Here is a 23,247-nt window from a genome sequence, read left to right as displayed (position 1 = left end):
TTATCCGGCGGCGGGGAAGAAGAGCACGGGTCCGTCGACGCCGACCTCGACCATGTCGCCCACCTGGTGGACGGCGACGCCTCTGGTCCTGGCGCGGATCACCACGCCGTCGTCCATGGTGACGGTGACGGCGGCGTCGTGCCCGAAGAACTCCACCCGCGCCACCCGCCCCCTCGGCGCCGCGGACGCCGGGGTGCCGGCCTGCCCGTTTCCTGCCCCGTCGGCCGGAAGGGCGGAACCGGCCGTCAGGGTGACCTGTTCCGGGCGGAGGGCGACGAAGCCCGCCCCCGCCACCCCGTTCGACCGCTGCCGCAACCGGCCCAGCGCGCACGAGGCGACCCCGCCCGACGAGATCGCGTCCAGCACGACCGCCTCGCCCACGAACGTCGCCACCCCGAGATCGACGGGCGACGCGTACACCTCGGCGGGCGTGTCCGACTGCACGATGAGGCCGTCGCGCATGACCGCGACCACGTCCGCCATGGACAGCGCCTCCTCCTGGTCGTGCGTGACCAGGACGCACGTCGCCCCCGCGCGTTTCACCGCCGACCTGACCTCGTCGCGCACGACCCCGCGCAGCGACCTGTCCAGCGCGTTGAAGGGTTCGTCGAGCAGGACCACCCCCGGTCGCGGCGCGAGCGCACGGGCCAGGGCGACGCGCTGCTGCTGGCCGCCGCTCAGCTCGTGCGGCATGCGGGAGCCGTACCCCGCCAGGCCCACCAGTTCGAGGCACTCCTCGACCCGTGACGACCACTCCGCCCTGGAGCCCCCGCGCGGGAGCCCGAACCCGACGTTGCGCGCGACGGACAGGTGCGGGAACAGCGCCGCCTCCTGCGGCACGATCCCCACCCGCCGCTTCTCCGGCGGCAGCGCGGTCACCTCGCGCCCGCCCAGGGAGACCGATCCCGCGTCGGCGCGTTCGAAGCCCGCGACGATCCGCAGCAGGGTCGTCTTCCCGCATCCGGACGGGCCGAGCACGGCGGCGAAGCTGCCCTCCCGCACCGACAGCGAGGCACCCCTGAGCACCGGCGCGCCGTCGAACGCCTTCACGATCCCCGAAACGGTCAGTCCGCTCATGCCTCACGCCTCCCGAGCAGGAATCCCGGCACCGCCGCCAGCAGCATCAGCAGCGCGGCGTAGGGGGCCGCGGCGCCGTACGAACCTGAGCCGGTCTGTGTCCACAGCTGGGTGGCCAGCGTGTCCATGCCGGTGGGCCGCAGCAGCAGGGTGGCGGGCAGTTCTTTCATCGCGGTCAGGAAGACCAGCGCCGTGCCCGCCGCCACGCCGGGCAGTGCCAGCGGCAGCGTGACCGACCTGACCGCGCCGAGCGGGCCGCGGCCGAGCGAGCGGGCGACCTCCTCCAGCACGGGTGGCGACTGCACGACCGAGGCCCGTACGGCACCGACGGCCGCCGGCATGAACAGCACCGCGTAGGCCAGCACGAGCAGCGGCCACTGCTGGTAGAGGGGATAGGCGTAGCGGACGGCGAAGAACACCAGCGACAGCGCAATCACGATGCCGGGCAGCGCGTGCCCGACGTAGGACGACTGTTCCACGAACCTGGCCGCCCACGTGCGGTGCCTGGCCGCGATGATCCCCACGGGCACGGCCAGCGCCCCCGTCAGCAGCGCCCCTGCCGCCGAGACGCCGAGCGTGGCGGCCACCGACTCGCCGAGGTCGGCGGCGTCGATGCCGCGCGACGAGCCGTCCAGGAGCCAGTAGCCGATGCTCGCCAACGGGAACCCGACGGCCAGCGCGGCCACCGCCGCCGCCCAGCCCGTCGCGGCGACCCTGGCGACGGGGGTCATCCGCACCGTGGTGCGCCGCCTGGCGGGGGCGCCGCGCAGCGCGTAGGCCGCCTTGCCCCGCGAGCGCGCCTCGCCCAGCACGATCAGCAGCGTGATGAGCACCAGCAGCAGGCCCAGCACGGCGGCGGGCGTGCGGTTGAAGGAGGCGCGGTAGGCGGTGTAGATCTGCGTGGTGAAGACGTCGAAGCGCATGATCGAGACGGCGCCGAACTCGGCGAGCACGTACATCGCCACGAGCAGCCCGCCCGCGGCCGCGGCGGGGCGCAGCTGGCGCACGACGACGGGGGCGCGGCCCCTGCCGAGGGACAGCGCCACCTCCTCCATCGCCGGGTCCATCCGGCTCAGCGTGGCTGTGGCGGGCAGGTAGACGTAGGGATAGCAGCAGAGCGTCAGCACCAGCACCGACCCCCAGAACCCCGAGATCTCCGGGAAGAGGGAGATCCACGTGTACGCCGCGACGTACGACGGCACCGCCAGCGGCAGGGCCGCCAGCACGCCGAACACCTTGCGCCCCGGCAGGTCCGTCCGCACGACGAGCCAGGCCAGCGACAGTCCCAGCACCACGCACAACGCGGTGACGACCGCCGCCAGCCCGATGCTGCGCACGGCCAGCTCGGCCGTACGCGAGCGGAACAGCGTGGCGGCGAAGGCGGGCAGCCCGCCCTCCACGGCCCGCACGACGAGGTAGGCCACGGGCGCGAGGGACAGGCCCGCGGTGACGGCCGCCGGGACCAGCAGGGCTGCGGGGATGTGACGGGCCACCTAGACCAGGCCTACGTCCTGGAGCAGCTTGAGCGTCTGCTCCAACGAGTCGAGCTTGCCGAGGTCGACCGCGGGCCCGTTGAGGGTGGCGAGCTTGGGCAGCCCCGGCTCCGCCTCCACGCCCGCGATCAGCGGGTACTCCTTGGTCTTCGCGGCGAAGTAGCGCTGGGCGTCGGTGTCGAGCAGGTAGGCGGCGGCCTTCCGCGCGGCGTCGGCGTGCTGGGCGTTCTTCAGGACGCCCACGCCGGCCACGTTGATCAGCGCGCCGGGGTCGCCGCCGGGCAGGTAGGCCAGGCGGGAGGGCACGCCGCTCTGCCCGCGCTCGGCGACCTTCTCGTACCAGTAGTAGTGGTTGATGAGGCCGAGCCGCAGCGTGCCCGCGTCGACCGCGTTGAGGATCTCGACGTTGTTCGGGTAGCTCTGCGTGCCGTTGGCCTTCATGGCCTGCAGCCACTGCCTGGTCTTGTCCTCGCCGTCGAGCACCCGCATGGCGGTGACGAAGGCCTGGAAGGAGGCGTTCGTGGGCGCCCAGCCGATCGCGCCCTTCCACTTGGGGTCGGTCAGCTCGAACACGCTCTTGGGCGGCGCGGGCACCGTGCGCGGGTCGTAGACGATCACCCGGGACCGTCCCGACACGCCCACCCACGTGCCGTCGGCCGAGCGGTACTTCGGGTCGACCTTGCCGAGCAGGTCCTGCGGCAGCGTGCCGAGCAGGCCGTGCTTGGACAGCGCGCCGAGCGCCCCGGCGTCCTGGGAGAAGAACAGGTCGGCGCGGGTGCGGTCGCCCTCCTCCATGATCTGGGCGGCCAGCTCGGCGCTGTCGCCGTAGCGCACCTGGACGTCGAGCCCGGTGGCCTTCTCGAGCTTCTCCAGCAGCGGGCCGACCAGATTCTCGTTGCGACCGGAGTAGACGACCAGCGCGTCGTCGTCGAAGCCCTTCTCACCGCCGCAAGCGGTGAGCATCGCCAGGGGGACGAGCAGGGTGGCGACCAGCCTACGGAGTGACATGAGTTTTCCTTCTCAGCATGATGATCGGAGCGAGAGCCAGAGCGAGCACGAGGACCAGCCACGCGACGTGGTAGGGCCAGAAGAGCGCCCAGCCCTGCCGGTAGTCGGGCAGGACGAGGCGGGCGGCCCGGTAGATCGGGGAGCTGACGTCCTCGAACCCGGAGACCCAGGCGATGCGGCCGGCGAGGCCGTCGGCCACCAGCAGGCCGTAGGTGACCACGCCCGCCGCGCCGAGCAGCGCGGCCAGCGCCTTCACCGGCCTGGAGGCTGTGGCCACGTAGGCGAGGACGAGGATCAGCGCGAGCGGGAGCGCGACGACGAGCTGCCGGCCCGGCCACCAGTAGCCGTGCATGGTCAGCGCCACGAACGTCGCCGTCAGCCAGGCGGCGGCCAGCGGGAGCAGCAGGACCGGCCGCCGGGGGGCGCGCAGCGCGCAGACGACGGCGGGCACGAGCAGCAGCCAGGCGGGCTGCCAGGCGGCCAGGCCGTAACCCCTGTCGACGAGCAGGCCGAGCAGGCGGAAGGCGCGGCCGGCGTAGTCGGGGTCGAACCCCATCACGCCGAACTCGCCCGACTGCTGGAAGTGGTCGCCGCTGGCGTAGACGGTCCAGCCGCCCCAGACCAGCCGGTGGATCACCAGGTAGGCGGCGCCCATCAGGGCGAACCCGGCCGCCAGCGCCCTCGACCTGGCGCGCCACAGGCCGAGCAGGGCGATGACGGCGGCCACGGGGGCGTACTTCACCGACAGCCACGGCAGGGCGGTGACGACCAGGCCGAACGCCCACAGGGCCGACGGCCGGGGCCGGCGCGGGTCCGCCGCGGAGCCGGACACCGGCCGGGCGGGCCAGGCGGTCAGGATCGCGACGGCGGCGACCGTCGCCAGGGCCGCGGGCAGCTCCGGATAGACCTGCTGGCCGTACACCGCGAAGGGCGCGCTCGCGAAGGCCAGTGCCACCCCCGCCGTCGCCGGCCGGTACGGCACGCCGAACCGGCGCACCGCCGTCCACAGGGTGAGCGCCGCCAGCGCGCCCGCCATCAGGGCGAGCGTCACCTTGGCCGCCACCCACCCGCCGAGCCCCATCGGTACGGCCAGCAGCACCGGCAGGAGCGGGTCGTGCGGGCTGATCTGCCTGCCGTCCTCGAGCACCTCGGTCTGCACGGGCAGCACCTCGCCGCCCCAGGGCACCCACCTGCGCGCGGCGAGCTCGTCGCTGATGTCGAGGTCGAAGTCCTCGTAGATCGACAGGGCGGTGAGCAGGTACTGCGGCTCGTCGACGGCGACGTGCGCGCCGAAGCTGGCCCGCACCCCGATGCCGAGCAGCGCCGCCGTGGCCGCGAGGAGCGCGACCCCGGCGATCGCCCACCGCAGGGCGATCCGGCCCCCGCCGGACGCGCCGGGGTGCGGGGGCGTCCCTTCGGGGACCGTCGCGGTCGGACGGGGACCGTCGGGCGAGCGGTGGACCGGCGGCTTCATACCGCGCCCACCAGCTCCCCTGATGTCGCGTGCTGGCGCCGGACCACGTCGAGCAGGTCCGTCTCGGGCGTCCATCCGATCAGCGACCGCAGCCGGCGCGTGTCGGCGAGCGAGTCGTGGGGCTCGGCTCCGGACGCGGGCTCGACGACGAGCGCGACGTCCGTTCCCGTCACCGTCGCGACGGCCGCCGCCATCGCGCGCAGCGTGTGCCCGCGCCCCGTCCCGAGGTTGACCACGCCGGGCATCCCGGTCAGGTCGACGAGGGCACGCGCGGCCTGCCGGACGTCGGTGACGTCGCGGGTGCGCTCCGGTGACCCGAGCACCCGTAGCGGGCGCCCGGCCACGGCCGCCGCGAGCCAGATCGACAGCGCCATGTCGGGCCGCTGCCCCTCCCCCGCGACCGTGAACGGCCGGACGATCGTGGTCGGCCGCCCGGCGCACAGCGCTTCGAGCCTGGCCTTGCTGCGCGCGTAGCCGCCGAGCGGCCGCAGTGTGTCGGTCTCGGCGCTGGGCCGCCCGTGGCGGGCTCCGCCGTACACGGAGCTGGAGGAGGCGACGACCACGGGCACGCGGCGCGGCACGACGGCCAGCACCCTGGCGGCGGCGAGCACGTTGTCGCGGTGGCGGTGCCATTCGACGCCGGGGCGGTGGTCGCGGACCCCCGGGCGGCCGGCGAGGTGGTAGACGGCATCGGCGTCTTCCAGGGCGGCGCGGACCAGCTCGTCGTCGTCCAGCAGGTCGGCCGTCAGGACGGTCAGCCCGGGACGGGACGGCTGCGGGATCCTGTCGATCCCGATCACCTTGTGGCCCGCCGCGAGCAGCGTCTCGGTCAGCGCCTTTCCGATGAATCCGGCGGAACCGGTCACCACGCACGTCACCTGCTACCCCGCCTCTCGTTTCTCCTTGCAGGGTAAAGGTAGCCTAACCTCACTTCGCCTGACCTCCAAGGATCCCGATGCACGTCATGCCCAAGGCCCTGCGCCGCGCCGTCGGCGTCGTCGCGCTCTGCGTGGCCGTCTGGTACCTCGCGGACGTGGTCTCGGGTCCCGCGCTGGCCCGGGCCGCGCGCGCCCTGCTCGCCGACCCGCTCGGCCTGGCCGCCGCGATCCTCCTGTACGGCGCGGCGTTCGTGCTGCGCTCGTGGGCGTGGACCCTGGTGCTGCCGGGGCTGCCGCTCGGGCAGTCGTGGGCGGCGATCCACGTGTCGCTGCTGGGCAACCACGTGCTGCCGTTCCGGCTCGGCGAGGCGCTGCGGGTGACCTCCGTGCTGCGCAGGACCTCGCTGGCGCCCACCCAGGTGGTCGCCTCCGCGGTCGGGGCGCGCTCGGCGGACCTGCTGGCCGTCGTCCTGCTGGCCGTCGCCGCCGCGCCCGCGCTGGTGTCGTCGGCCGCCGGGTGGTGGGTGTGGCCCGTCGCCGCGGTCCTGGCGCTCGCCACGGTCGCCGGCTTCGCGCTCGCCGCCCGCCACCGCAGGGCCGCCGCGACGCGGGCGGCACCGTCCGGGGCGCCTGGCACCGGCGGGCCTGGGGGCGTCCGCGGCCGGGCGGAGTGGCTGCGGGCGATCGCGGTGTGCGGATGCGCGGCGCTCGCCTGGGTGCTGGAGGCCGCCGTCGTCTACGAGGTCGCCAGGCTGGCGGGTGCGGACCTGTCCGCCGCGGACGCGGTCGCCGTCACCGCCGTCACCATCGCCGCCCAGACCGTGGCGGTCACCCCCGGCGGGTTCGGCTCCTACGAGGCCGCGGCCACCGCCGCCATGGTGGCGCTGGCCGTGCCCGGCGGGACCGCCTTCGCCGTCGCGCTGCTCACGCACGCGGTGAAGACCGCCTACTCCCTCGTCGTGGGCGGCGTCGCCCTGGGCGTTCCCGCTCCCGGCTACTTCGGCCGGCTCCGGCTCCCGCGCCGGCTGCCGTCCCGTCCGGCACCGTGTCCCGTGCCGGACGACGCGCCCGTCGTCGCCTTCATCCCCGTCTTCGACGAGGAGGCCACGATCGGCGAGGTGATCAGGAGGCTGCCCTCGGCCGTCGCCGGCAGGAGCCTGGTCACCCTCGTGATCGACGACGGCTCCACCGACGCCTCGGCCGCCCGCGCGCGTGAGGCGGGCGCCATCGTCCTGCCGCAGCCGCGCAACCTGGGTCTCGGCGCGGCGGTACGGCGCGGCCTGGCGGAGGCGGCGCGGCTGCGCCCTGCCGCGGCCGTCTACCTGGACGCCGACCTGGAGTACTTCCCCGAGGACCTGGAGTCGCTGGCCGCCCCCGTCCTCAGCGGCGCGGCCGACTACGTGGTCGGCTCCCGCTTCGCCGGCACCATCGAGCGGATGCTGCCGCACCGCAGGTTCGGCAACAGGGTGCTGACCGTGTGGATGCGCTGGCTGACCAGGCGGCGCGACCTGACCGACGGCCAGAGCGGCTATCGCGCCTTCTCCCCGGCCGCCGTCGCGGCCGCCGAGGTGATCCACGACTACAACTACGCCCAGGTGCTCACGCTCGACCTGCTGGCCAAGGGCTTCGTCTATCGCGAGGTGCCCATCCGCTACGCCTTCCGGCAAAGCGGTGAATCTTTCGTGAAACTCGGCAAATACCTTCGCAAGGTGATCCCCGCGGTGCATCGTGAGCTGAACACGTGACAGTGGAGGCGCGATGTTACGGCTGGCGCAGCTGGTCGCCGTGGTGGTCAGCGCGGGCTTCTCCTTCGGCGGTGTCATCGGCGTCGTCTACTCCCCCGACCCGCCCGCGCGGAAGGCCGTCGCGTTCGCGATGCTGGCCGTCCTGCTGGCGCTGCACCTGCGCAACTGCGTGCGGCGGACCGACGGGAGCAGGCCGCGCCGGTGGCCGGTGACGCTGGCCGTCCAGGCGGTGCTGACGGCGGCCGGGCTGGTGTGGTTCGCCGGCACCTGGTACGGCAACACCGGCTTCCTCGCGGCCGCCGTCCTGCTGCTGGTCAGAAGGCCGTGGGCGCGCTGGACGGCGTTCTCGCTGGTGCTGGCCGCCCAGTACTGGTCGGCGACGACCGTGCGCGACACGGTGAGCGAGGCGCTCTACCTCGTGGTCGGGCAGGCCGCCTTCGTCGGCGTCGCGCTGTACGGCGTGGTCCGCCTCTACGACCTGATCGTCGACCTGGGCGCGACCCGGGCGGAGCTGGCCGCCGCCGAGGTCGCCCGCGAGCGGCTGACCTTCGCCGAGGAGCTCAACGCGCGGGTCGGCGGGAGCCTCGAACGCGTCGTCGCCGCCCTGCGCCGGCCCGGCCTGACGCGCGCCGAGCTGGAGTCCAGCCTCGCGACGGCGCGAACGGCGCTCACCGAGGTCAGGTCCGTCTCCCACGCGCACCGCGTCGGCGCGCCCGCCAGGGCGGTGGCCGGCGACCTGACCGCCGGAGTGGTGCGCGTGCTCGTGGTCGTCACCCTGCTGCTCATGATCGTGCCTCATGAGGTGCGCCACCTCCTCCAGATCAGGCCGACGGGGCTCCAGCTGGCGGTGTTCGTCGCCGCGCTGGCCGCTTTCGTGGCCCTGTACCTGCGGACCTGCCTGTCGGACGGGCGCCACCGGCGGTGGGTGCTGGCGGCCATGCTGGTGCTGGCCTACGCGCCGACGCTGGTGCTGGGCGCCAAGCTCTGGTACGTCACGACGTTCCTGCCGGGCGCCGTCGTCGTGCTGCTGCGCGGCCCGCTGCGGTGGATCGGGGCGGGCGCGGTGGTGGTCGGCGACGTCGTCTTCCACCTGACGGTCTCGGGCCTGGCCGGCAACGGCCTCGACGTGGCCTACGGCGTCGTCTACCTGACCGAGCGGGCGGTCGTCGTCTACGCGCTCTGGCGGATGGCCAGGCTGACCGTCCGGTTGCGGGCCGCCCGCGCCGAGCTGGCCAGGGTCGAGGTGGCGCGCGAGCGGCTGCGGTTCGCCAGGGACCTGCACGACCTGCTCGGCTACGGCCTGTCCGTGGTGGTGCTCAAGGCGGAGCTGGCCTTCCGGCTGCTGGAGCGCGATCCCGCCGCGGCCGGGCGGCAGCTGTCCGACGGTCTCGACGCGGCCCGCCAGGTGCTGGCCGACCTCGACTCCGTGGCCGCGGGGCGCGCCCAGATCTCGCTGGCGGCCGAGGCCGAGTCCGCGCGGGCCGTCCTGGAGGCGGCGGGCGTCGAGGTGAGCTGGTCCTTCACACCCGTGCGGCTGCCCACGGAGGTGGACGCGACGCTGGCGACCGTGCTGCGGGAGGGCGTCACCAACGTGCTCAGGCACAGCGCGGCGCGCCACTGCACGCTGGAGATCACACTCGAGGCGCCGCTGGTACGGCTGCGCCTGGCCAACGACGGGGTGGCGCCGGCCGTACCCGATCGGGACGGCGGCGCCGGGATCGGCAACCTCGAGGAGCGGGTGGCCGCGCTGGGCGGGCGGCTGCGGGCCGGTCGGGCGGCCGGCCGGTTCGAGCTGGTGGCGGAGCTGCCGCTACAGCCAGCCCTCGTCGGCGGCGATGCGGATGGCGTCGACCCTGTTCCTGGCGTTGAGCTTCATGACCGCTGACGACAGGTAGTTGCGCACCGTGCCCCTGCTGAGCGAGAGCCGTACGGCGATCTCGTCGGCCTGCGCGCCGGTCGCGGCCAGCCGCAGCACGTCGACCTCGCGGGCGGCCAACGGGTTGTCGGCCTTGCGCAGGGCGGCGACGGCGAGCTTGGGGTCGACCACCTGCTCGCCCTTGACCACCTTCCTGATGGCGTCGACCAGGTCGGCGGGCGGCGAGTGCTTGAGCACGAACCCGCTGACCCCCGAGGCCATCGCCCTGCGCAGGTAGCCGGGCCTGGCGAACCCGGTGAGCACCACCGTGCGGCAGGCGGGCGCCTGGTCGCGGAGCAGGGCCGCCGCGCTCAGGCCGTCGAGCTCGGGCAGCCCGATGTCGAGCACGGCCACGTCGGGCCGCGACTCCAGCACGGCGGGCACGACCTGGTCGCCCCGCTCCACGGCCGCCACGACGGCCAGGTCGTCCTCCAGCGCGAGGACGGCGGCCAGCGTCTCGCGCAGGATGCGCACATCCTCCGCGATCAAGACTCTGATCATGTGAATCCTTCACACGAAACCGGTGAGCGTGGCACTACAACGGTTCTGTCGGTCTTGGCGACTATAACGACAACGGAAAGGAGCACATCATGCAGAAGATCACCACCTACCTCTGGTTCGACAACCAGGCGGAGGAGGCGGCCAACCACTACGTCTCCATCTTCGGCAACTCCAGGATCGTCGAGGTCACTCCGATGATGGTGACGTTCGAGCTCGAGGGCCAGCGCTTCCTCGCGCTCAACGGCGGCCCGCAGTTCCGGTTCACCGAGGCGATCTCGCTCTACGTCGACTGCGAGTCGCAGGACGAGGTCGACGAGCTGTGGGCGAGGCTCATCGCCGACGGCGGCGAGGAGAGCCAGTGCGGGTGGCTCAAGGACAAGTACGGGCTCTCCTGGCAGATCATCCCCAAGGCGCTGCCCAAGCTGCTCAGCGACCCCGACCCGGCCAGGGCGGAGCGGGCCATGCAGGCCATGCTGAAGATGTCGAAGATCGACGTCAAGGCACTCGAGGACGCCGCCAACGGCTGACGGGTCAGTCCTCCACCACGTGATGGGCGAAACGGGCGCGGGCCGCCGCCCAGGCGGCCGCGTCCCAGCCGTGCGGGGTCAGCGCGGCGACGGCGTCGTAGGCCATGGCCATCGCGTGGTGGGTGTTGTCGTGGGCGAACAGGCCGAGTCTGCCGAACGTGGTGACGTGCGGCACCTGCCCCGCCCACGCGTCGAGCCCGGCCAGGTGGCCCGCGTAGCCGTTGCGGTAGACGGGATAGACGTGTGGCAGCCGCCGGACCTCCACGCCCGCGAGCCGCAGCGGGGGCAGGCCCGCGGCGTGGAGGCAGTCCTTGACCAGGTCCTCGTAGGAGTCCGCGGTCCAGACGGCGTCGCCGACCTGGCAGGGGATCTCGAAGCACAGCACGGTGTGGCCGGCGGGGTCGCCGGCGCTGACGCGGTAGTTGGCGGGCTCGGAGATCCTGGTCACGGGCGTCTCAGGGCCGGGCAGGTAGTGCGCGTCGTACGGTGACCAGCGGCCGCCCTCGTGCACGGCGTAGACCAGCACCATCGCCCTGAACTCCAGCCTGCGCGCCGCCGCCGTCACCTCGGCGGGCGGGCCGGGTGTCACCAGCCGCGCCAGGGCGGGCATGGGGATGGTGGAGAAGACGTGCCCGGCCTCGAGCCGCCCGGTGTCGGTGTGCACGGTCACGCCCGCGGGCCCCGGCACGAGCGACTGGCAGGCCGTGCCGAGGCGGATGTCGGCGCCCGCCGCTGCCGCCGCCTCGGCCATGGCCTCGACGATCTGGCCGAACCCGCGACGCGGGTAGAAGAAGATCTTTCCCTGCCCGGTCGGCGACCCGCGCAGCACCCTACGGGCGATCTTCCAAGGGCTGTCGGCGGTGACCCGCTTGCGCGCCTGGTCCGCGTCGATCTCCTCGCCGGGCAACCCCCACAGCTTGACCGCGTAAGGCTCGTACAGGGCGCCGTAAAGCGTCGGTCCCAGGCTCGCCCGCAGCAGCCCCGCGAACGAGTCGTCCCCTCCACGCGCGACGACCGCGTCGCGCGCGATCCCGGCCAGCATCCGGTACGGCAGGCGCCGCGCCAGCTCGCCCGCCCGCAGCGGGAAGCCGACGAAGCGGTCGCCGACGCGCAGCCTGCCGTTGCGCGGCCTGATCTGGAGATCGTCGCCGAGCAGTCCGCGCAGGTCGGCCAGCAGGTTCGGCGGCGTGGCGGGGTGCAGGCGGTGGCTGCCGTGGTCCACTCTGATCCCGGCGACCTCGAAGCTCGACGACAGACCGCCCACCTGAGCGGAGCGCTCCAGCACGGTGACCCGCACGCCGCGCAGGGCCGCGCGCCAGGCGGCGGCCAGGCCGGCCGGGCCGGCTCCGAGAATCACGAGTTCCATGGCGCGGTCACCCTACCGGGTGAAGTTATGAAAAATATCTTCTCAATACTCTTCTAGAGGAAGGAAAATGTTGAGACGCTGACTCCGGTACGACCCCCCAGTCAAGGAGTCTTCGATGCGCAGAGCGTTGGCGGTCGCGTGCTTTTTACCGCTACTGATCCCCGCAGGGGTCGCGCAGGCAGAAGCGCCGGAGGACCGGCAGCAGGCGTTCGCGGCGGCGGCCGAGGCCTACCAGGTGCCGGAGAGCGTGCTGCTCGGCGTGTCCTACCTGCAGTCCCGCTGGGACGCCCACGCGGGCCAGCCGAGCAACAACGCGGGGTTCGGCCCCATGCACCTGACGGACGCGGCGGCCTTCACCGGCGCCAACCACCACGGTGAGGGAGAGGAGGACGCGCGCGGCGACGACAGCCGCCCGCTGGCCCTGCCCGCCGAGCCGCCCGCGGCCCCGGCCGACATCCCCGCCTCGCTGAAGACCATGGAGAAGGCGGCCGAGCTCACCGGCGAGTCGCACGAGACGCTCAGGACCGACCCCGCGGCCAACATCCGCGGCGGCGCGGCCCTGCTCGCCGACTACCAGAAGCAGCTCGGGGCGCCGCTCAGCGACGACCCCGCGCAGTGGTACGGCGCGGTGGCCCGCTACTCGGGCGCCACCGAGCGCGAGGCGGCCAGGTTCTTCGCCGACGAGGTCTACTCGGTGATCGCCTCGGGCATGACGCGGAAGACCGACGACGGGCAACAGGTCGCCCTCAAGCCCGTGCCAGGACTGGGCAAGATCGTGGAGTGGCTCGACAAGCTCGGGCTCTCCCTGCCCCGCCGCGACGGCGTCGAGTGCCCGAACTCGATCTCCTGCGAGTGGATCCCGGCGGCGTACGCGCAGCTGCCCGACGACGACTACGGGCACTACGACCTGGCCGACCGGCCGCAGAGCCAGAAGGTCGACTACATCATCATCCACGACATGGAGGGCTACTGGGCACCCTCCGTCAGGATGAACCAGGACCCCACGTGGCCCGGTAGCTGGCACTACTCGGTCAGGTCGAGCGACGGTCACATCGCCCAGCAGATCAAGACCAAGGACGTCGGCTGGCAGGCGGGCAACTGGTACATCAACGCCAAGTCCATCGGCATCGAGCACGAAGGGTTCCTCGCCGAGGGAAGCACCTGGTACACCGAGGCGATGTACCGCACGTCCGCCAAGCTCGTGCGCTACCTGGCCATGCGCCACGGCGTGCCGCTCGACCGCGCGCACATCCTCGGCCACGACAACGTGCCCGGCACGCTGCCGACCACGGTGCGGGGCATGCACGAGGACCCCGGACCGTTCTGGGACTGGGCGCACTACTTCGAGCTCATGGGCGCCCCGCTGCACCAGTTCGGCGGGCCGAAGGCCGGCTCGATCATGATCAAACCCGACTTCGCGACGAACAAGCCGTACTTCTACGGGTGCGACCGCAAGAACCCGTCGGCGGCGTGCCCGCCGCTGCCCGCCTCCACGGTGTGGCTGCGCACCGAGCCGCGCGCCGACGCGCCGCTGGTCAAGGACATCGGCAAGCACCCCACCGGTGACTCGCTCTACAGCGTCTACGACCACAGCGCCCGCGCCACGACCGGCCAGCGCTACGCCGTGGCCGACCGGCAGGGCGACTGGACGGCCATCTGGTACCTCGGGCAGAAGGCGTGGTTCCACAACCCCGCCGACAACCCGACCGCGGTGCCGTCCATGGGGTTCGTCGTGACCCCCCGCCCGGGGCTGGCCACCGTCCCCGTGTACGGCAGGGCCTACCCCGAGAAGGAGGCCTACCCGGCGGGGATCCCGTACCAGGCGGTGACGCCGCTGCAGTACACGTTCTCGGCGGGAGAGAAGTACACGCTCGCCGGTCCCGCAGCCACCGAGTACTACCGGGCGGTGACCTTCGACCCGGCGCCGCACACGGTGGTGCGCGGCAAGACGCGGTACCTGCAGGTCCAGTTCGGGCACCGGGTGATGTTCGTCAAGGCCGACGACGTCACGGTGTCGTTCCAGTAGGTCCCTCGCATCGGGACCCCGCCCGCCCGGGTGGGGTCCCGATCGCTGTGTCAGCGCTTGCGGGTGAAGTCGGCGACTGCGCGCCTGGTGCTCTGCAGCGCCTCCTGTGAGGTGTCGAACGTCCGCTGCGCCACCCCCACGAACACGCAGTCGACGACGAGCAACTGGCTGATCCTGCTGGCGAGCGCGCCGGGGCGGAACTCGGTCTCCCGGCCCGCCGAGATCAGCACGTGCTCGGCCAGCTCGGCCAGCGACGAGCGCGGATTGTTGGTGATGGCGACCGTCGTGGCCCCCGCCTCCCCCGCCAGCCGCAACGGCTCCAGCACGTCGGGGGTCTCGCCGGAGGTGCTGATGCCGATCGCGACGTCGCCCTCCTTGAGCAGGACGGCGCTGGTCAGGGCCAGGTGGGCGTCCTGGAAGGCGTGGCTGGACAGGCCGATGCGCATGAGCTTCTGCGCCATGTCCTCGGCGACCAGGCCGGAGGCGCCCACGCCGTAGGAGTCGATCCTGCGGGCGCCCACGATGGCGTCGACGACCAGGCCGAGCCGTTCGGAGGTGAGCTGGGCGACGGTGTCGTTGATCGCCTCGGACTCCGCGCGGGACACCTTCAGGATGACCTCCGACAGCGGGTCGTCCGGGGCCAGGTCGCCCGGGACCAGCCGGTCAGGCTGCGCGGCGGCGGCCGCCAGGGCCAGCCTGAGCTGCGGGTAGCCGGCGAACCCGAGGAGCCTCGCCGTGCGGACGATCGTCGCCTCGCTGGTGCCCGAGGCGGCCGAGAGCTCGGTGATGGTGCTACGGGCGACGGTGGCGGGGTCCTCGAGGATGAGCCTGGCCACGGTCTGGGCGGCGGGAGTCAGCGACGGGAGGACGCCGCGGACGGTGGCCACGAGCGTGTCGGCCCTGAGAGCGTTCCGGGTGTCTTCCACATACCGATTATGGGGCCTGGACGGGCGCACCGATCGCTGTCGGACGTCCTTCCCACAAACCGTCAAAGCGGGATTCGACCTGGGGGTCTCGGAGGCCGCCCGGCCACCCAGGGGGACCCGGACCCGCGGCCGTCCCGCTGACCCCGCCGGTAGGTCCCCGCCGGTCCCGCGGGGCCCGGTGTCCCGGGCCCCGCGGGCAGGTGGTCAGCGGAGGGTGCCGTTGGTCATGCCGGCCGGCTCCTCGGGCAGCGCGATCAGGCCGAGCTCCGCCGGCGAGGCCATCAGCGGGTGGTGCGGGACGACCCGCACCGTGTACCCGAAGGCGCCCGTGCTCTCGAGCGGCACCTTCCCCGCGTAGTGCGCCTTGCCGTCGTCGTTCGTGCCCTCCAGCGCCATCGTCAGGTAGCCGGGGTTCAGCAGCTCGTCGTGCGGGCCGACCTTGCCGTACGCCGTCTGGACCAGCACGTCGGACGGCTCGAGCTCGCCGAGCGCGACGGTGGCCCGCAGGTCGAGGGCGGCGCCGACCTCGGGCGTGTCGCCGACGCCCGACGCCTCCACGTGCTCCACCCTGACGCCGGGCCACGCCTTGGCGGCGCGCAGCCGCCAGGCGGCGAACGCCTTGGCGGGCGCGTAGACGTCGGCCGACAGCGCGCGGGCGCCGGCGGCGGCGGGCGTGTAGAGATCCACGACGTAGTCGCGGAGCATCCGCCCGGCCAGCACCTTGGGCCCGAGCGAGGCCAGCGTGTGGCGCACCATCTCCAGCCACCTGCGGGGCAGGCCGTCGGGGGCGCGGTCGTAGAAGCGGTCGGAGACCTCGTGCTCGATCAGGTCGTAGAGCGCGGCGGCCTCCAGCTCGTCGCGCCGGTCGGGGTCGGCGACGCCGTCGGCGGTGGGGATGGCCCAGCCGTTGGTGCCGTCGTACCACTCGTCCCACCAGCCGTCGCGGATGGACAGGTTGAGCCCGCCGTTCAGCGCCGACTTCATGCCCGAGGTGCCCGAGGCCTCCAGCGGCCGCAGCGGGTTGTTCAGCCAGACGTCGCAGCCCTGCACGAGCAGCTGGCCCAGGGCCATGTCGTAGTCGGGCAGGAAGACGATGCGGTGCCGCACGTCCTCCTCGTCGGCGAACCGCACGATCTGCTGGATGAGCTTCTTGCCGCCCTCGTCGGCCGGGTGCGCCTTGCCCGCGATGACGATCTGCACCGGCTTGTCGGGGTCGAGCAGCAGCTCCCTCAACCGCGCCGGGTCGCGCAGCATGAGCGTGAGCCGCTTGTAGGAGGGCACGCGGCGGGCGAACCCGATGGTCAGCACGTTGGGGTCGAGCGCGTCGTCGACCCAGGTCAGCTCGGCGTCGGAGGCGCCCCGGTCGCGCCAGGAGCGGCGCAGCCGTACCCTCGCCGCCTCGACCAGGCGCTCGCGCAGCAGGCCGCGGATCTCCCAGATGTCGGCGTCGGGGATCTTGTGGACGCCCTCCCAGCCCTGCCCCTTGTCGATCAGGGACGGCAGCTCGCGACCGGCCAGCTCCATGATCTCGCGACCGACCCACGTGGGCGCGTGGACACCGTTCGTGATCGACCCGATCGGGACCTCGTGCAGGTCGAAGCCCGGCCAGAGCTCCTTGAACATCTCCCGGCTGACCTCGCCGTGCAGCTCGGAGACCCCGTTGACGCGCTGGGCCAGGCGCATGCCCATGATCGCCATGTTGAAGCGGCCCGGCTCGCGCTCGGCGCCCAGCGCGAGGATGCGCTCGACGGGCACGGTCGGCCAGGCGTTGTCGCCGCCGAACTGCCTTTCGATCATGTCGGCGGGGAAGCGGTCGATGCCGGCGGGGACGGGCGTGTGGGTGGTGAACACCGTGCCCGCGCGCACGGCCTCCAGCGCCTCGTCGAAGCTCAGCCGCGACTCGGTCAGCTCGCGGATGCGCTCCAGGCCGAGGAATCCGGCGTGGCCCTCGTTGGTGTGGAAGACCTCGGGCTCGGGGTGACCGGTGATCCCGCAGTAGGCGCGGATCGCCCTGACGCCGCCGATGCCGAGCAGCAGCTCCTGCATGAGCCGGTGGTCGGTGCCGCCGCCGTAGAGGCGGTCGGTGACGTCGCGCGCGGCCGCGTCGTTGTCGGCCACGTCGGAGTCGAGCAGCAGCAGCGGCACCCTGCCGACCTGCGCCACCCACACCTGCGCGTGCAGGGCGCGGTGGCCGGGCAGGCCGATCCGAATGTGGACGGCGGTGCCCTCCTCGTCCTTCAGCAGGGTGAGCGGCAGGCCGCCGGGGTCGAGGCTGGGATAGTGCTCCAGCTGCCAGCCCTCGGGCGACAGCGACTGGGTGAAGTAACCGTGGCGGTAGAGCAACCCCACCGCCAGGATCGGCACGCCCAGGTCGCTGGCCGCCTTCAGGTGGTCTCCCGCCAGGATGCCGAGGCCGCCCGAGTACTGCGGCAGGGCCGCGGCGATGCCGTACTCCGGCGAGAAGTAGGCGATCGCCTCGGCCGCGTCGGGCAGCGTCTGGTACCAGCGCGGCGCGGTCATGTACTCGCGCAGGTCGTCGGCTGCGTCGGCGAGGCGACGCAGGAAGCGGCGGTCACCCGCCAGCTGGCGCAACCTGGCCGGGTCGACGGCGCCCAGCAGTGCGACGGGGTCGTGCCCAACGCGTTCCCAGACGGCCGGATCGACCTCGGAGAACAGGTCGGTGGTCTCTGGATGCCACGACCACCTGAGGTTGTGCACGAGCTCGCCGAGGGCGGCCAACTCCGTGGGAAGGACGGTGCGGACGGTGAACCTGCGGATAGCTCTCACGATTCCGACCCTAGGTGGTGAGTGGTGGTGGACAAGCAGCAGTCCCGTAGATCGATCACTTCCCTCTGACAACCCTTCCGTGAAGATGCATTAATGGGGACACTTGGGGCACTCCCCACTTTGAACCCGAAACACCGTCCGGGATGGCGTCCTCAGCTTCACGCGTGAAGGTGCGAGGATCGTCATTGCGACAGTCGGCCACTCGACCATGAGAACAGGACGCGATGATCGGTCGAATCCCTATCACGGACATTTTCCCAGCCGTCGACTGCGGGCAGTGGCCCGCGAAGGCGGTTGCTGGTGAGACCTTTGAGATCGCCGCGACCGTGTTCCGCGAGGGACACGACGCGGTGGCCGCCGGGGTGGTGCTCACCTCGCCCGACGGGAGGCGTGGCCACCTGAAACATATGCGAGAGGTGGCCAAGGGCACCGACAGGTGGTCCGTGAGCGTGTCGCTGCCCGACGAGGGTGACTGGCTGTTCAGGGTCGAGGCCTGGGGCGATCCGATCGGCACGTGGCTGCACGACGCGGAGATCAAGATCCCGCGCGGCATGGACGTCGACCTGATGTGCGAGGAGGGCGCGCGCCTGTTCGAGCGCGCCGCCCGTGCCGTACGGCCGGCCGACTGCCCGGCCCCGCACGCCGGCAACGGGACCACGCGCAACGGCAACGGCACGCTGAGGACCGGCGCCGGCACGACCGCCGCGCAGAAGCCGGGCGCGTTGAGAACGAACATGTTGAAGACGGACATGGTCACGACCGGCGCGCTGCGGGCGGGCACGGAGCTGAAGCCGGCCGAGGTCTGCGGGCACCGGGCGGCGCTGCTGGCCGTGGCGGCGAAGCTGCGCGACGAGACGCTCGATCCCCGCGCCCGCCTGTCGATCGCCCAGTTGCCCGAGACGACCGCGATGCTGGAGGCGCATCCGCTGCGCGACCTGCTGACCAGGAGCAAGCCGCAGAAGATCAGGGTGGACCGGCGCAGGGCGCTGTTCGGCTCGTGGTACGAGTTCTTCCCCAGGTCGGAGGGGGCGATCGTCGAGGAGGGCGGCGTCTCCAAGTCGGGGAACTTCCAGACCGCCGCCAAGCGGCTGCCCGCCATCGCCCGCATGGGCTTCGACGTGGTCTACCTGCCGCCGATCCATCCGATCGGCTCGACCTTCCGCAAGGGCCGCAACAACACGCTCACGCCGGGGCACGACGACCCGGGCTCGCCGTGGGCGATCGGCTCGGAGGACGGCGGGCACGACGCCGTCCATCCCGACCTGGGCACGATCGACGACTTCGACGACTTCGTCGGCAGGACCCGTGAGCTGGGCATGGAGGTGGCGCTCGACTTCGCGTTGCAGTGCTCGCCCGACCATCCGTGGGTCAAGGAGCACCCCGAGTGGTTCACGATCCGCGCCGACGGGTCGATCGCGTACGCGGAGAACCCGCCCAAGAAGTACCAGGACATCTACCCGCTCAACTTCGACAAGGACCCGGAGGGGATCTACGCCGAGGTCAAGCGGGTGGTCAGGCACTGGATGGACCACGGGGTGCGGATCTTCAGGGTCGACAACCCGCACACCAAGCCGGTGAGCTTCTGGGAGCGGCTGCTGGCCGACATCAGGACGACCGACCCCGACGTGGTCTTCCTGGCCGAGGCGTTCACCCGCCCCGCGATGCTGCAGACACTCGCCAAGATCGGATACCACCAGTCGTACACGTACTTCACCTGGAAGAACTCGAAGTACGACGTGGAAACCTACTTTTCGGAACTGTCGCACGAAACATCGCATTTCCTGAGGCCGAACCTCTTCGTCAACACGCCCGACATCCTGCACGAGTACCTGCAGCACGGCGGCCTGCCCGCCTTCAAGATCCGGGCCGTCCTGGCCGCGCTCGTCTCCCCCACGTGGGGCGTCTATTCCGGCTACGAACTCACCGAAAACCGCCCAGTACGGCCAGGCAGCGAGGAATACCTCGATAGCGAGAAATATCAGTACAAGCCGCGAGACTGGGCCGCGGCCGAGCGCGAGGGCCGCACGCTTGCCCCCTTCATCACACATCTGAATTTGTTCCGAAGGGCGCACCCGGCCGTCCAGGAATTGCGTAATCTGAGGTTCCACAGGATCGACCACCCGGACATGGTCTGCTTCTCCAAGCGGCTGCCCGGCGCCTACGACACGGCCACACGACGGCACGGACTCGGCGACGTGGTCCTGGCGGTTGTGAACCTGGACCCGCACAATACTCATGAGGCGACGGTCGATCTCGACCTCCCCGCTCTCGGTCTCGACTGGAACTCCGAGTTCGTCGTGGACGACGAGATGTCGGGCGAGTCGTACCGGTGGCGGCAGAACAACTACGTGCGCCTCGACCCTCATATTCATCCGGCGCACGTTTTCACCGTGCGAGCGGCTCATCGGTAACAGCGATCGGGGAGTCCAATTTGTCCGACACCGTGAACTCCGCTGCCATCCCGAACACCTTCGACGAGGAAGAGCCCCGCGATCCGCAGTGGTACAAGCGGGCGGTCTTCTACGAGGTGCTCATCAGGGGCTTCGCCGACTCCAACGGCGACGGCACAGGCGACATCAAGGGGCTCACCAGCAGGCTCGACTACCTGCAGTGGCTGGGTGTCGACTGCCTCTGGCTGCTGCCGCTGTACGAGTCGCCGCTGCGCGACGGCGGCTATGACATCGCCGACTTCATGAAGATCCTCCCTGACTTCGGTGATCTCGGCGACTTCGTCAAGCTGGTCGACGAGGCGCACAAGCGGGGCATGCGGGTGATCGCCGACCTGGTGATGAACCACACCAGCGACGCCCACCCGTGGTTCCAGGCGTCACGGCACGACCCCGAGGGCCCGTTCGGCGACTTCTACGTCTGGTCCGACACCGACGAGATGTACCGGGACGCCCGGATCATCTTCATCGACACCGAGACCTCGAACTGGACCTACGACCCGGTCCGCGGGCAGTACTACTGGCACCGCTTCTTCCACCACCAGCCCGACCTCAACTACGAGAACCCGGCGGTGCAGGAGGCCATGCTGGAGGTGCTGAGGTTCTGGCTCGACCTGGGCATCGACGGATTCCGCATGGACGCCATCCCCTACCTGTTCGAGGAGGACGGCACCAACTGCGAGAACCTGCCCAGGACCCACGCCTACCTCAAGCGGATCAGGACCGAGGTCGACCGGCTCTACCCGGACCGCGTGCTGCTGGCCGAGGCCAACCAGTGGCCGTCCGACGTGGTCGAGTACTTCGGCGACCCGGTCAACGGCGGCGACGAGTGCCACATGGCCTTCCACTTCCCGCTCATGCCGCGCATCTTCATGGCCGTGCGCAGGGAGTCCCGTTACCCGATCTCGGAGATCATGGCCCAGACGCCCAAGATCCCCGAGAACTGCCAGTGGGGCATCTTCCTGCGCAACCATGACGAGCTCACGCTCGAGATGGTCACCGACGAAGAGCGCGACTACATGTACTCCGAGTACGCCAAGGATCCGCGCATGCGGGCCAACGTCGGCATCCGCCGCCGCCTGGCGCCGCTGCTGGAGAACGACCGCAACCAGATCGAGCTGTTCACCGCGCTGCTGCTGTCGCTGCCCGGCTCGCCGGTGCTCTACTACGGCGACGAGATCGGCATGGGCGACAACATCTGGCTCGGCGACCGCGACGGCGTCCGTACCCCGATGCAGTGGACGCCCGACCGCAACGCGGGCTTCTCCGACTGCGACCCCGGGCGGCTCTACCTGCCGGTCATCATGGACCCGATCTACGGCTACCAGGCGATCAACGTCGAGGCGCAGCAGAAGAACGCCGGCTCGCTGCTCCACTGGACCAAGCGCATGATCGAGATCCGCAAGCGGCATCCGGTCTTCGGCCTCGGCGAGTACATCGAACTCAACTCGTCGAACCCCAGCGTGCTGGCATTCGTGCGCGAGCTCGGCGATGATCGCATGCTATGCGTGAACAACCTCTCGCGGTTCCCCCAGCCCGTGGAGCTGGACCTGCGAAGGTTCGTCGGCGTATCGCCCGTGGAGACGATGGGTGGAGTTCCATTTCCGCCGATTGGCGAACTTCCGTATCTTTTGACGCTCCCTGGGCATGGGTTCTATTGGTTCACCCTTCCGCCCGCCGTACCCCAGGAGGAGTAAGTCGTGCTTGAGGACCTCCTTGCCCGCTGGATCACCCATCAACGCTGGTTCGCGGGCAAGGGGCGCCCTCTCGACGACCTCGGCATCGAGTCGCACACCGTCCTCGGCACCGAAGGCGAAGCCCAGCTGTGCCACCTGGTCCTGTCCGTACGGCAGGCCGACGCGCGCGACCGCTACCAGCTCCTGATCGGCATCCGCGCGGAGCTGCCCGACCGGCTCAAGCACGCCCTCGTCGGCATCACGCAGGACGGCGTCCACGTCTACGACGCCGCGCACGACCCCACCCTGGCCCGGCTGCTGCTGGAGGGCATGGCCGAGGGGCAGGACCACGGCCCCGTCAGGTTCCGCCACACGCACGGGGTGGAGATCGACACCACGCAGCGCAGCCTGGTCCTCGGGGCCGAGCAGTCCAACACCTCGCTGGTGTACGGCGACGCCTACATCTGCAAGCTGTTCCGCCGCCTCATCCCGGGCGTCAACCCGGAGCTCGAGGTGGTCACCGCGCTGGCCGAGCGCGGCTCGCCGCACATCGCCAAGCCGTACGGGTGGATCGAGACCGACCTCGACGGCGTGCCGACCACGCTGGCCTTCATGCAGGAGTTCCTGTCCACCAGCAACGACGGCTGGGACCTGGCGCTGGCCAGCGTCCGCGACTTCTACGGCCAGCTGGAGGACGTGTCCGCGGCCGAGGCGGGCGGCGACTTCGCCGCCGAGTCGCACCGGCTCGGCGCGGCGACGGCCGAGATCCACCGCCGGCTGGCGGCCGCCTTCCCCACCGACGTCGTCGAGCCGCACGAGGTCAAGCGGATGGTGGAGGGCTTCCGCCGCCGCCTGGCCAGGGCGATCGCCGAGGTGCCCGAGCTGGCCGAGCACGCCGACGTCGTCGAGCGCGCCTTCCACGAGGTGGAGGAGCTGACCGGAGAGGTGCGCGTGCAGCGCGTCCACGGCGACTACCACCTGGGCCAGGTCATGCGGACACCCGTCGGCTGGTTCGTCCTCGACTTCGAGGGCGAGCCGGGACAGCCGCTGGAGGAGCGCAGGGCGCTCGCCTCCCCGCTGCGGGACGTGGCCGGGATGCTGCGCTCCTTCGACTACGCCGCGGGCCATCTGCTGACCGACCACCCCGAAGGCGAGACGCTGCGCCCGAAGGCGGACGAGTGGGCCACCCACAACAGGACGGCCTTCCTCGAGGGGTACGCCGACGTGGGCGCCGAGGACGCGGCGCTGCTGCGGGCGCTGGAGTACGACAAGGCGGTCTACGAGGTCATGTACGAGGCCCGCCACCGCCCCACCTGGCTGCCCATCCCACTGGCCGCCTTCCGCTGAGGCGTTCCCGGCGTTTCCCCCTCCGAAGCCCACCCGGAGCATTACTCTTCGCAT

Annotated in this window: 16 protein-coding genes; 7 read left to right on the top strand and 9 right to left on the bottom strand. The window is 71.6% G+C overall.

Features of this window, described 5'->3' with window-relative positions; translation table 11 throughout:
• From ACWENQ_RS00135 to ACWENQ_RS00115, 5 genes are read right to left on the bottom strand one after another with little or no spacing between them, the layout of a single operon-like run.
• A complete protein-coding gene (locus ACWENQ_RS00135) occupies positions 1–1,077 on the bottom strand; it encodes an ABC transporter ATP-binding protein (RefSeq protein ID WP_452412415.1) in 1,077 nt (358 codons plus the stop codon).
• Complete coding sequence (locus tag ACWENQ_RS00130) at positions 1,074–2,570, bottom strand: ABC transporter permease (protein WP_452412413.1); 1,497 nt, start codon at positions 2,568–2,570, stop codon at positions 1,074–1,076. The genes ACWENQ_RS00135 and ACWENQ_RS00130 overlap by 4 nt, the downstream gene beginning before the upstream one ends.
• Entirely contained in the window at positions 2,571–3,578 is a 1,008-nt protein-coding gene (locus tag ACWENQ_RS00125) for an iron ABC transporter substrate-binding protein (protein WP_452412412.1), read from the bottom strand.
• A complete protein-coding gene (locus tag ACWENQ_RS00120; protein WP_452412411.1) occupies positions 3,565–5,052 on the bottom strand; it encodes a hypothetical protein in 1,488 nt (495 codons plus the stop codon). Before ACWENQ_RS00120 ends, ACWENQ_RS00125 begins: the two co-directional genes overlap by 14 nt.
• On the bottom strand, positions 5,049–5,921 hold the full coding sequence (locus ACWENQ_RS00115; protein ID WP_449928869.1) for an NAD-dependent epimerase/dehydratase family protein: 873 nt from the start codon (positions 5,919–5,921) through the stop codon (positions 5,049–5,051). The genes ACWENQ_RS00120 and ACWENQ_RS00115 overlap by 4 nt, the downstream gene beginning before the upstream one ends.
• A gap of 86 nt (positions 5,922–6,007) precedes the next feature.
• On the opposite strand from ACWENQ_RS00115, the gene ACWENQ_RS00110 reads away from it, so the two are divergent.
• Both ACWENQ_RS00110 and ACWENQ_RS00105 read left to right on the top strand, forming a co-directional pair.
• Positions 6,008–7,675, top strand: a complete 1,668-nt coding sequence (locus ACWENQ_RS00110; protein WP_452412409.1) for a lysylphosphatidylglycerol synthase domain-containing protein — start codon at positions 6,008–6,010, stop codon at positions 7,673–7,675.
• Positions 7,676–7,688: 13 nt separating this feature from the next.
• Positions 7,689–9,560 carry a histidine kinase gene (locus ACWENQ_RS00105; RefSeq protein ID WP_452412408.1) on the top strand — a complete coding sequence of 624 codons (1,872 nt, stop codon included), beginning with the start codon at positions 7,689–7,691 and terminating at the stop codon, positions 9,558–9,560.
• Here ACWENQ_RS00105 and ACWENQ_RS00100 read toward each other — a convergent pair.
• Positions 9,486–10,091 carry a response regulator transcription factor gene (locus ACWENQ_RS00100; protein WP_449928875.1) on the bottom strand — a complete coding sequence of 202 codons (606 nt, stop codon included), beginning with the start codon at positions 10,089–10,091 and terminating at the stop codon, positions 9,486–9,488. The genes ACWENQ_RS00105 and ACWENQ_RS00100 overlap by 75 nt on opposite strands.
• Positions 10,092–10,180: 89 nt before the next feature.
• On the opposite strand from ACWENQ_RS00100, the gene ACWENQ_RS00095 reads away from it, so the two are divergent.
• Positions 10,181–10,618: a VOC family protein gene (locus tag ACWENQ_RS00095; RefSeq protein ID WP_449928877.1), complete on the top strand. Its 438-nt coding sequence runs from the start codon at positions 10,181–10,183 to the stop codon at positions 10,616–10,618.
• 4 nt (positions 10,619–10,622) lie between these two features.
• Here ACWENQ_RS00095 and ACWENQ_RS00090 read toward each other — a convergent pair whose 3' ends face one another.
• Positions 10,623–11,984, bottom strand: a complete 1,362-nt coding sequence (locus ACWENQ_RS00090) for an FAD-dependent oxidoreductase (RefSeq protein WP_449928879.1) — start codon at positions 11,982–11,984, stop codon at positions 10,623–10,625.
• A 115-nt stretch (positions 11,985–12,099) separates the two neighbouring features.
• Here ACWENQ_RS00090 and ACWENQ_RS00085 point away from each other — a divergent pair, with 115 nt between their 5' ends.
• Complete coding sequence (locus tag ACWENQ_RS00085) at positions 12,100–14,010, top strand: N-acetylmuramoyl-L-alanine amidase (RefSeq protein WP_452412407.1); 1,911 nt, start codon at positions 12,100–12,102, stop codon at positions 14,008–14,010.
• 50 nt (positions 14,011–14,060) lie between these two features.
• Here the strand turns inward: ACWENQ_RS00085 and ACWENQ_RS00080 are convergent, their stop codons facing one another.
• Positions 14,061–14,936, bottom strand: coding sequence for a MurR/RpiR family transcriptional regulator (locus ACWENQ_RS00080; protein ID WP_354909857.1), 876 nt, complete (start codon positions 14,934–14,936; stop codon positions 14,061–14,063).
• Between the two features lie 204 nt (positions 14,937–15,140).
• Positions 15,141–17,723 carry an alpha-glucan family phosphorylase gene (gene glgP, locus ACWENQ_RS00075; protein ID WP_449928519.1) on the bottom strand — a complete coding sequence of 861 codons (2,583 nt, stop codon included), beginning with the start codon at positions 17,721–17,723 and terminating at the stop codon, positions 15,141–15,143.
• A 224-nt stretch (positions 17,724–17,947) separates the two neighbouring features.
• Here glgP and ACWENQ_RS00070 point away from each other — a divergent pair, with 224 nt between their 5' ends.
• Genes ACWENQ_RS00070 through ACWENQ_RS00060 form a run of 3 tightly spaced genes read left to right on the top strand, consistent with a single transcriptional unit; the run spans position 17,948 to position 23,193 of the window.
• Positions 17,948–20,134 (top strand): alpha-1,4-glucan--maltose-1-phosphate maltosyltransferase, encoded by a 2,187-nt coding sequence (locus ACWENQ_RS00070; protein ID WP_449928517.1) that lies wholly within the window; start codon positions 17,948–17,950, stop codon positions 20,132–20,134.
• A 20-nt stretch (positions 20,135–20,154) separates the two neighbouring features.
• Positions 20,155–21,867: a maltose alpha-D-glucosyltransferase gene (treS, locus tag ACWENQ_RS00065; RefSeq protein ID WP_452412406.1), complete on the top strand. Its 1,713-nt coding sequence runs from the start codon at positions 20,155–20,157 to the stop codon at positions 21,865–21,867.
• Between the two features lie 3 nt (positions 21,868–21,870).
• Positions 21,871–23,193, top strand: coding sequence for a maltokinase N-terminal cap-like domain-containing protein (locus ACWENQ_RS00060; RefSeq protein ID WP_449928513.1), 1,323 nt, complete (start codon positions 21,871–21,873; stop codon positions 23,191–23,193).
• Positions 23,194–23,247: the final 54 nt, after the last annotated feature.

Source organism: Nonomuraea sp. NPDC004354 (genome assembly GCF_053602555.1).
This window is presented reverse-complemented; position numbering and strand designations above follow the sequence as displayed.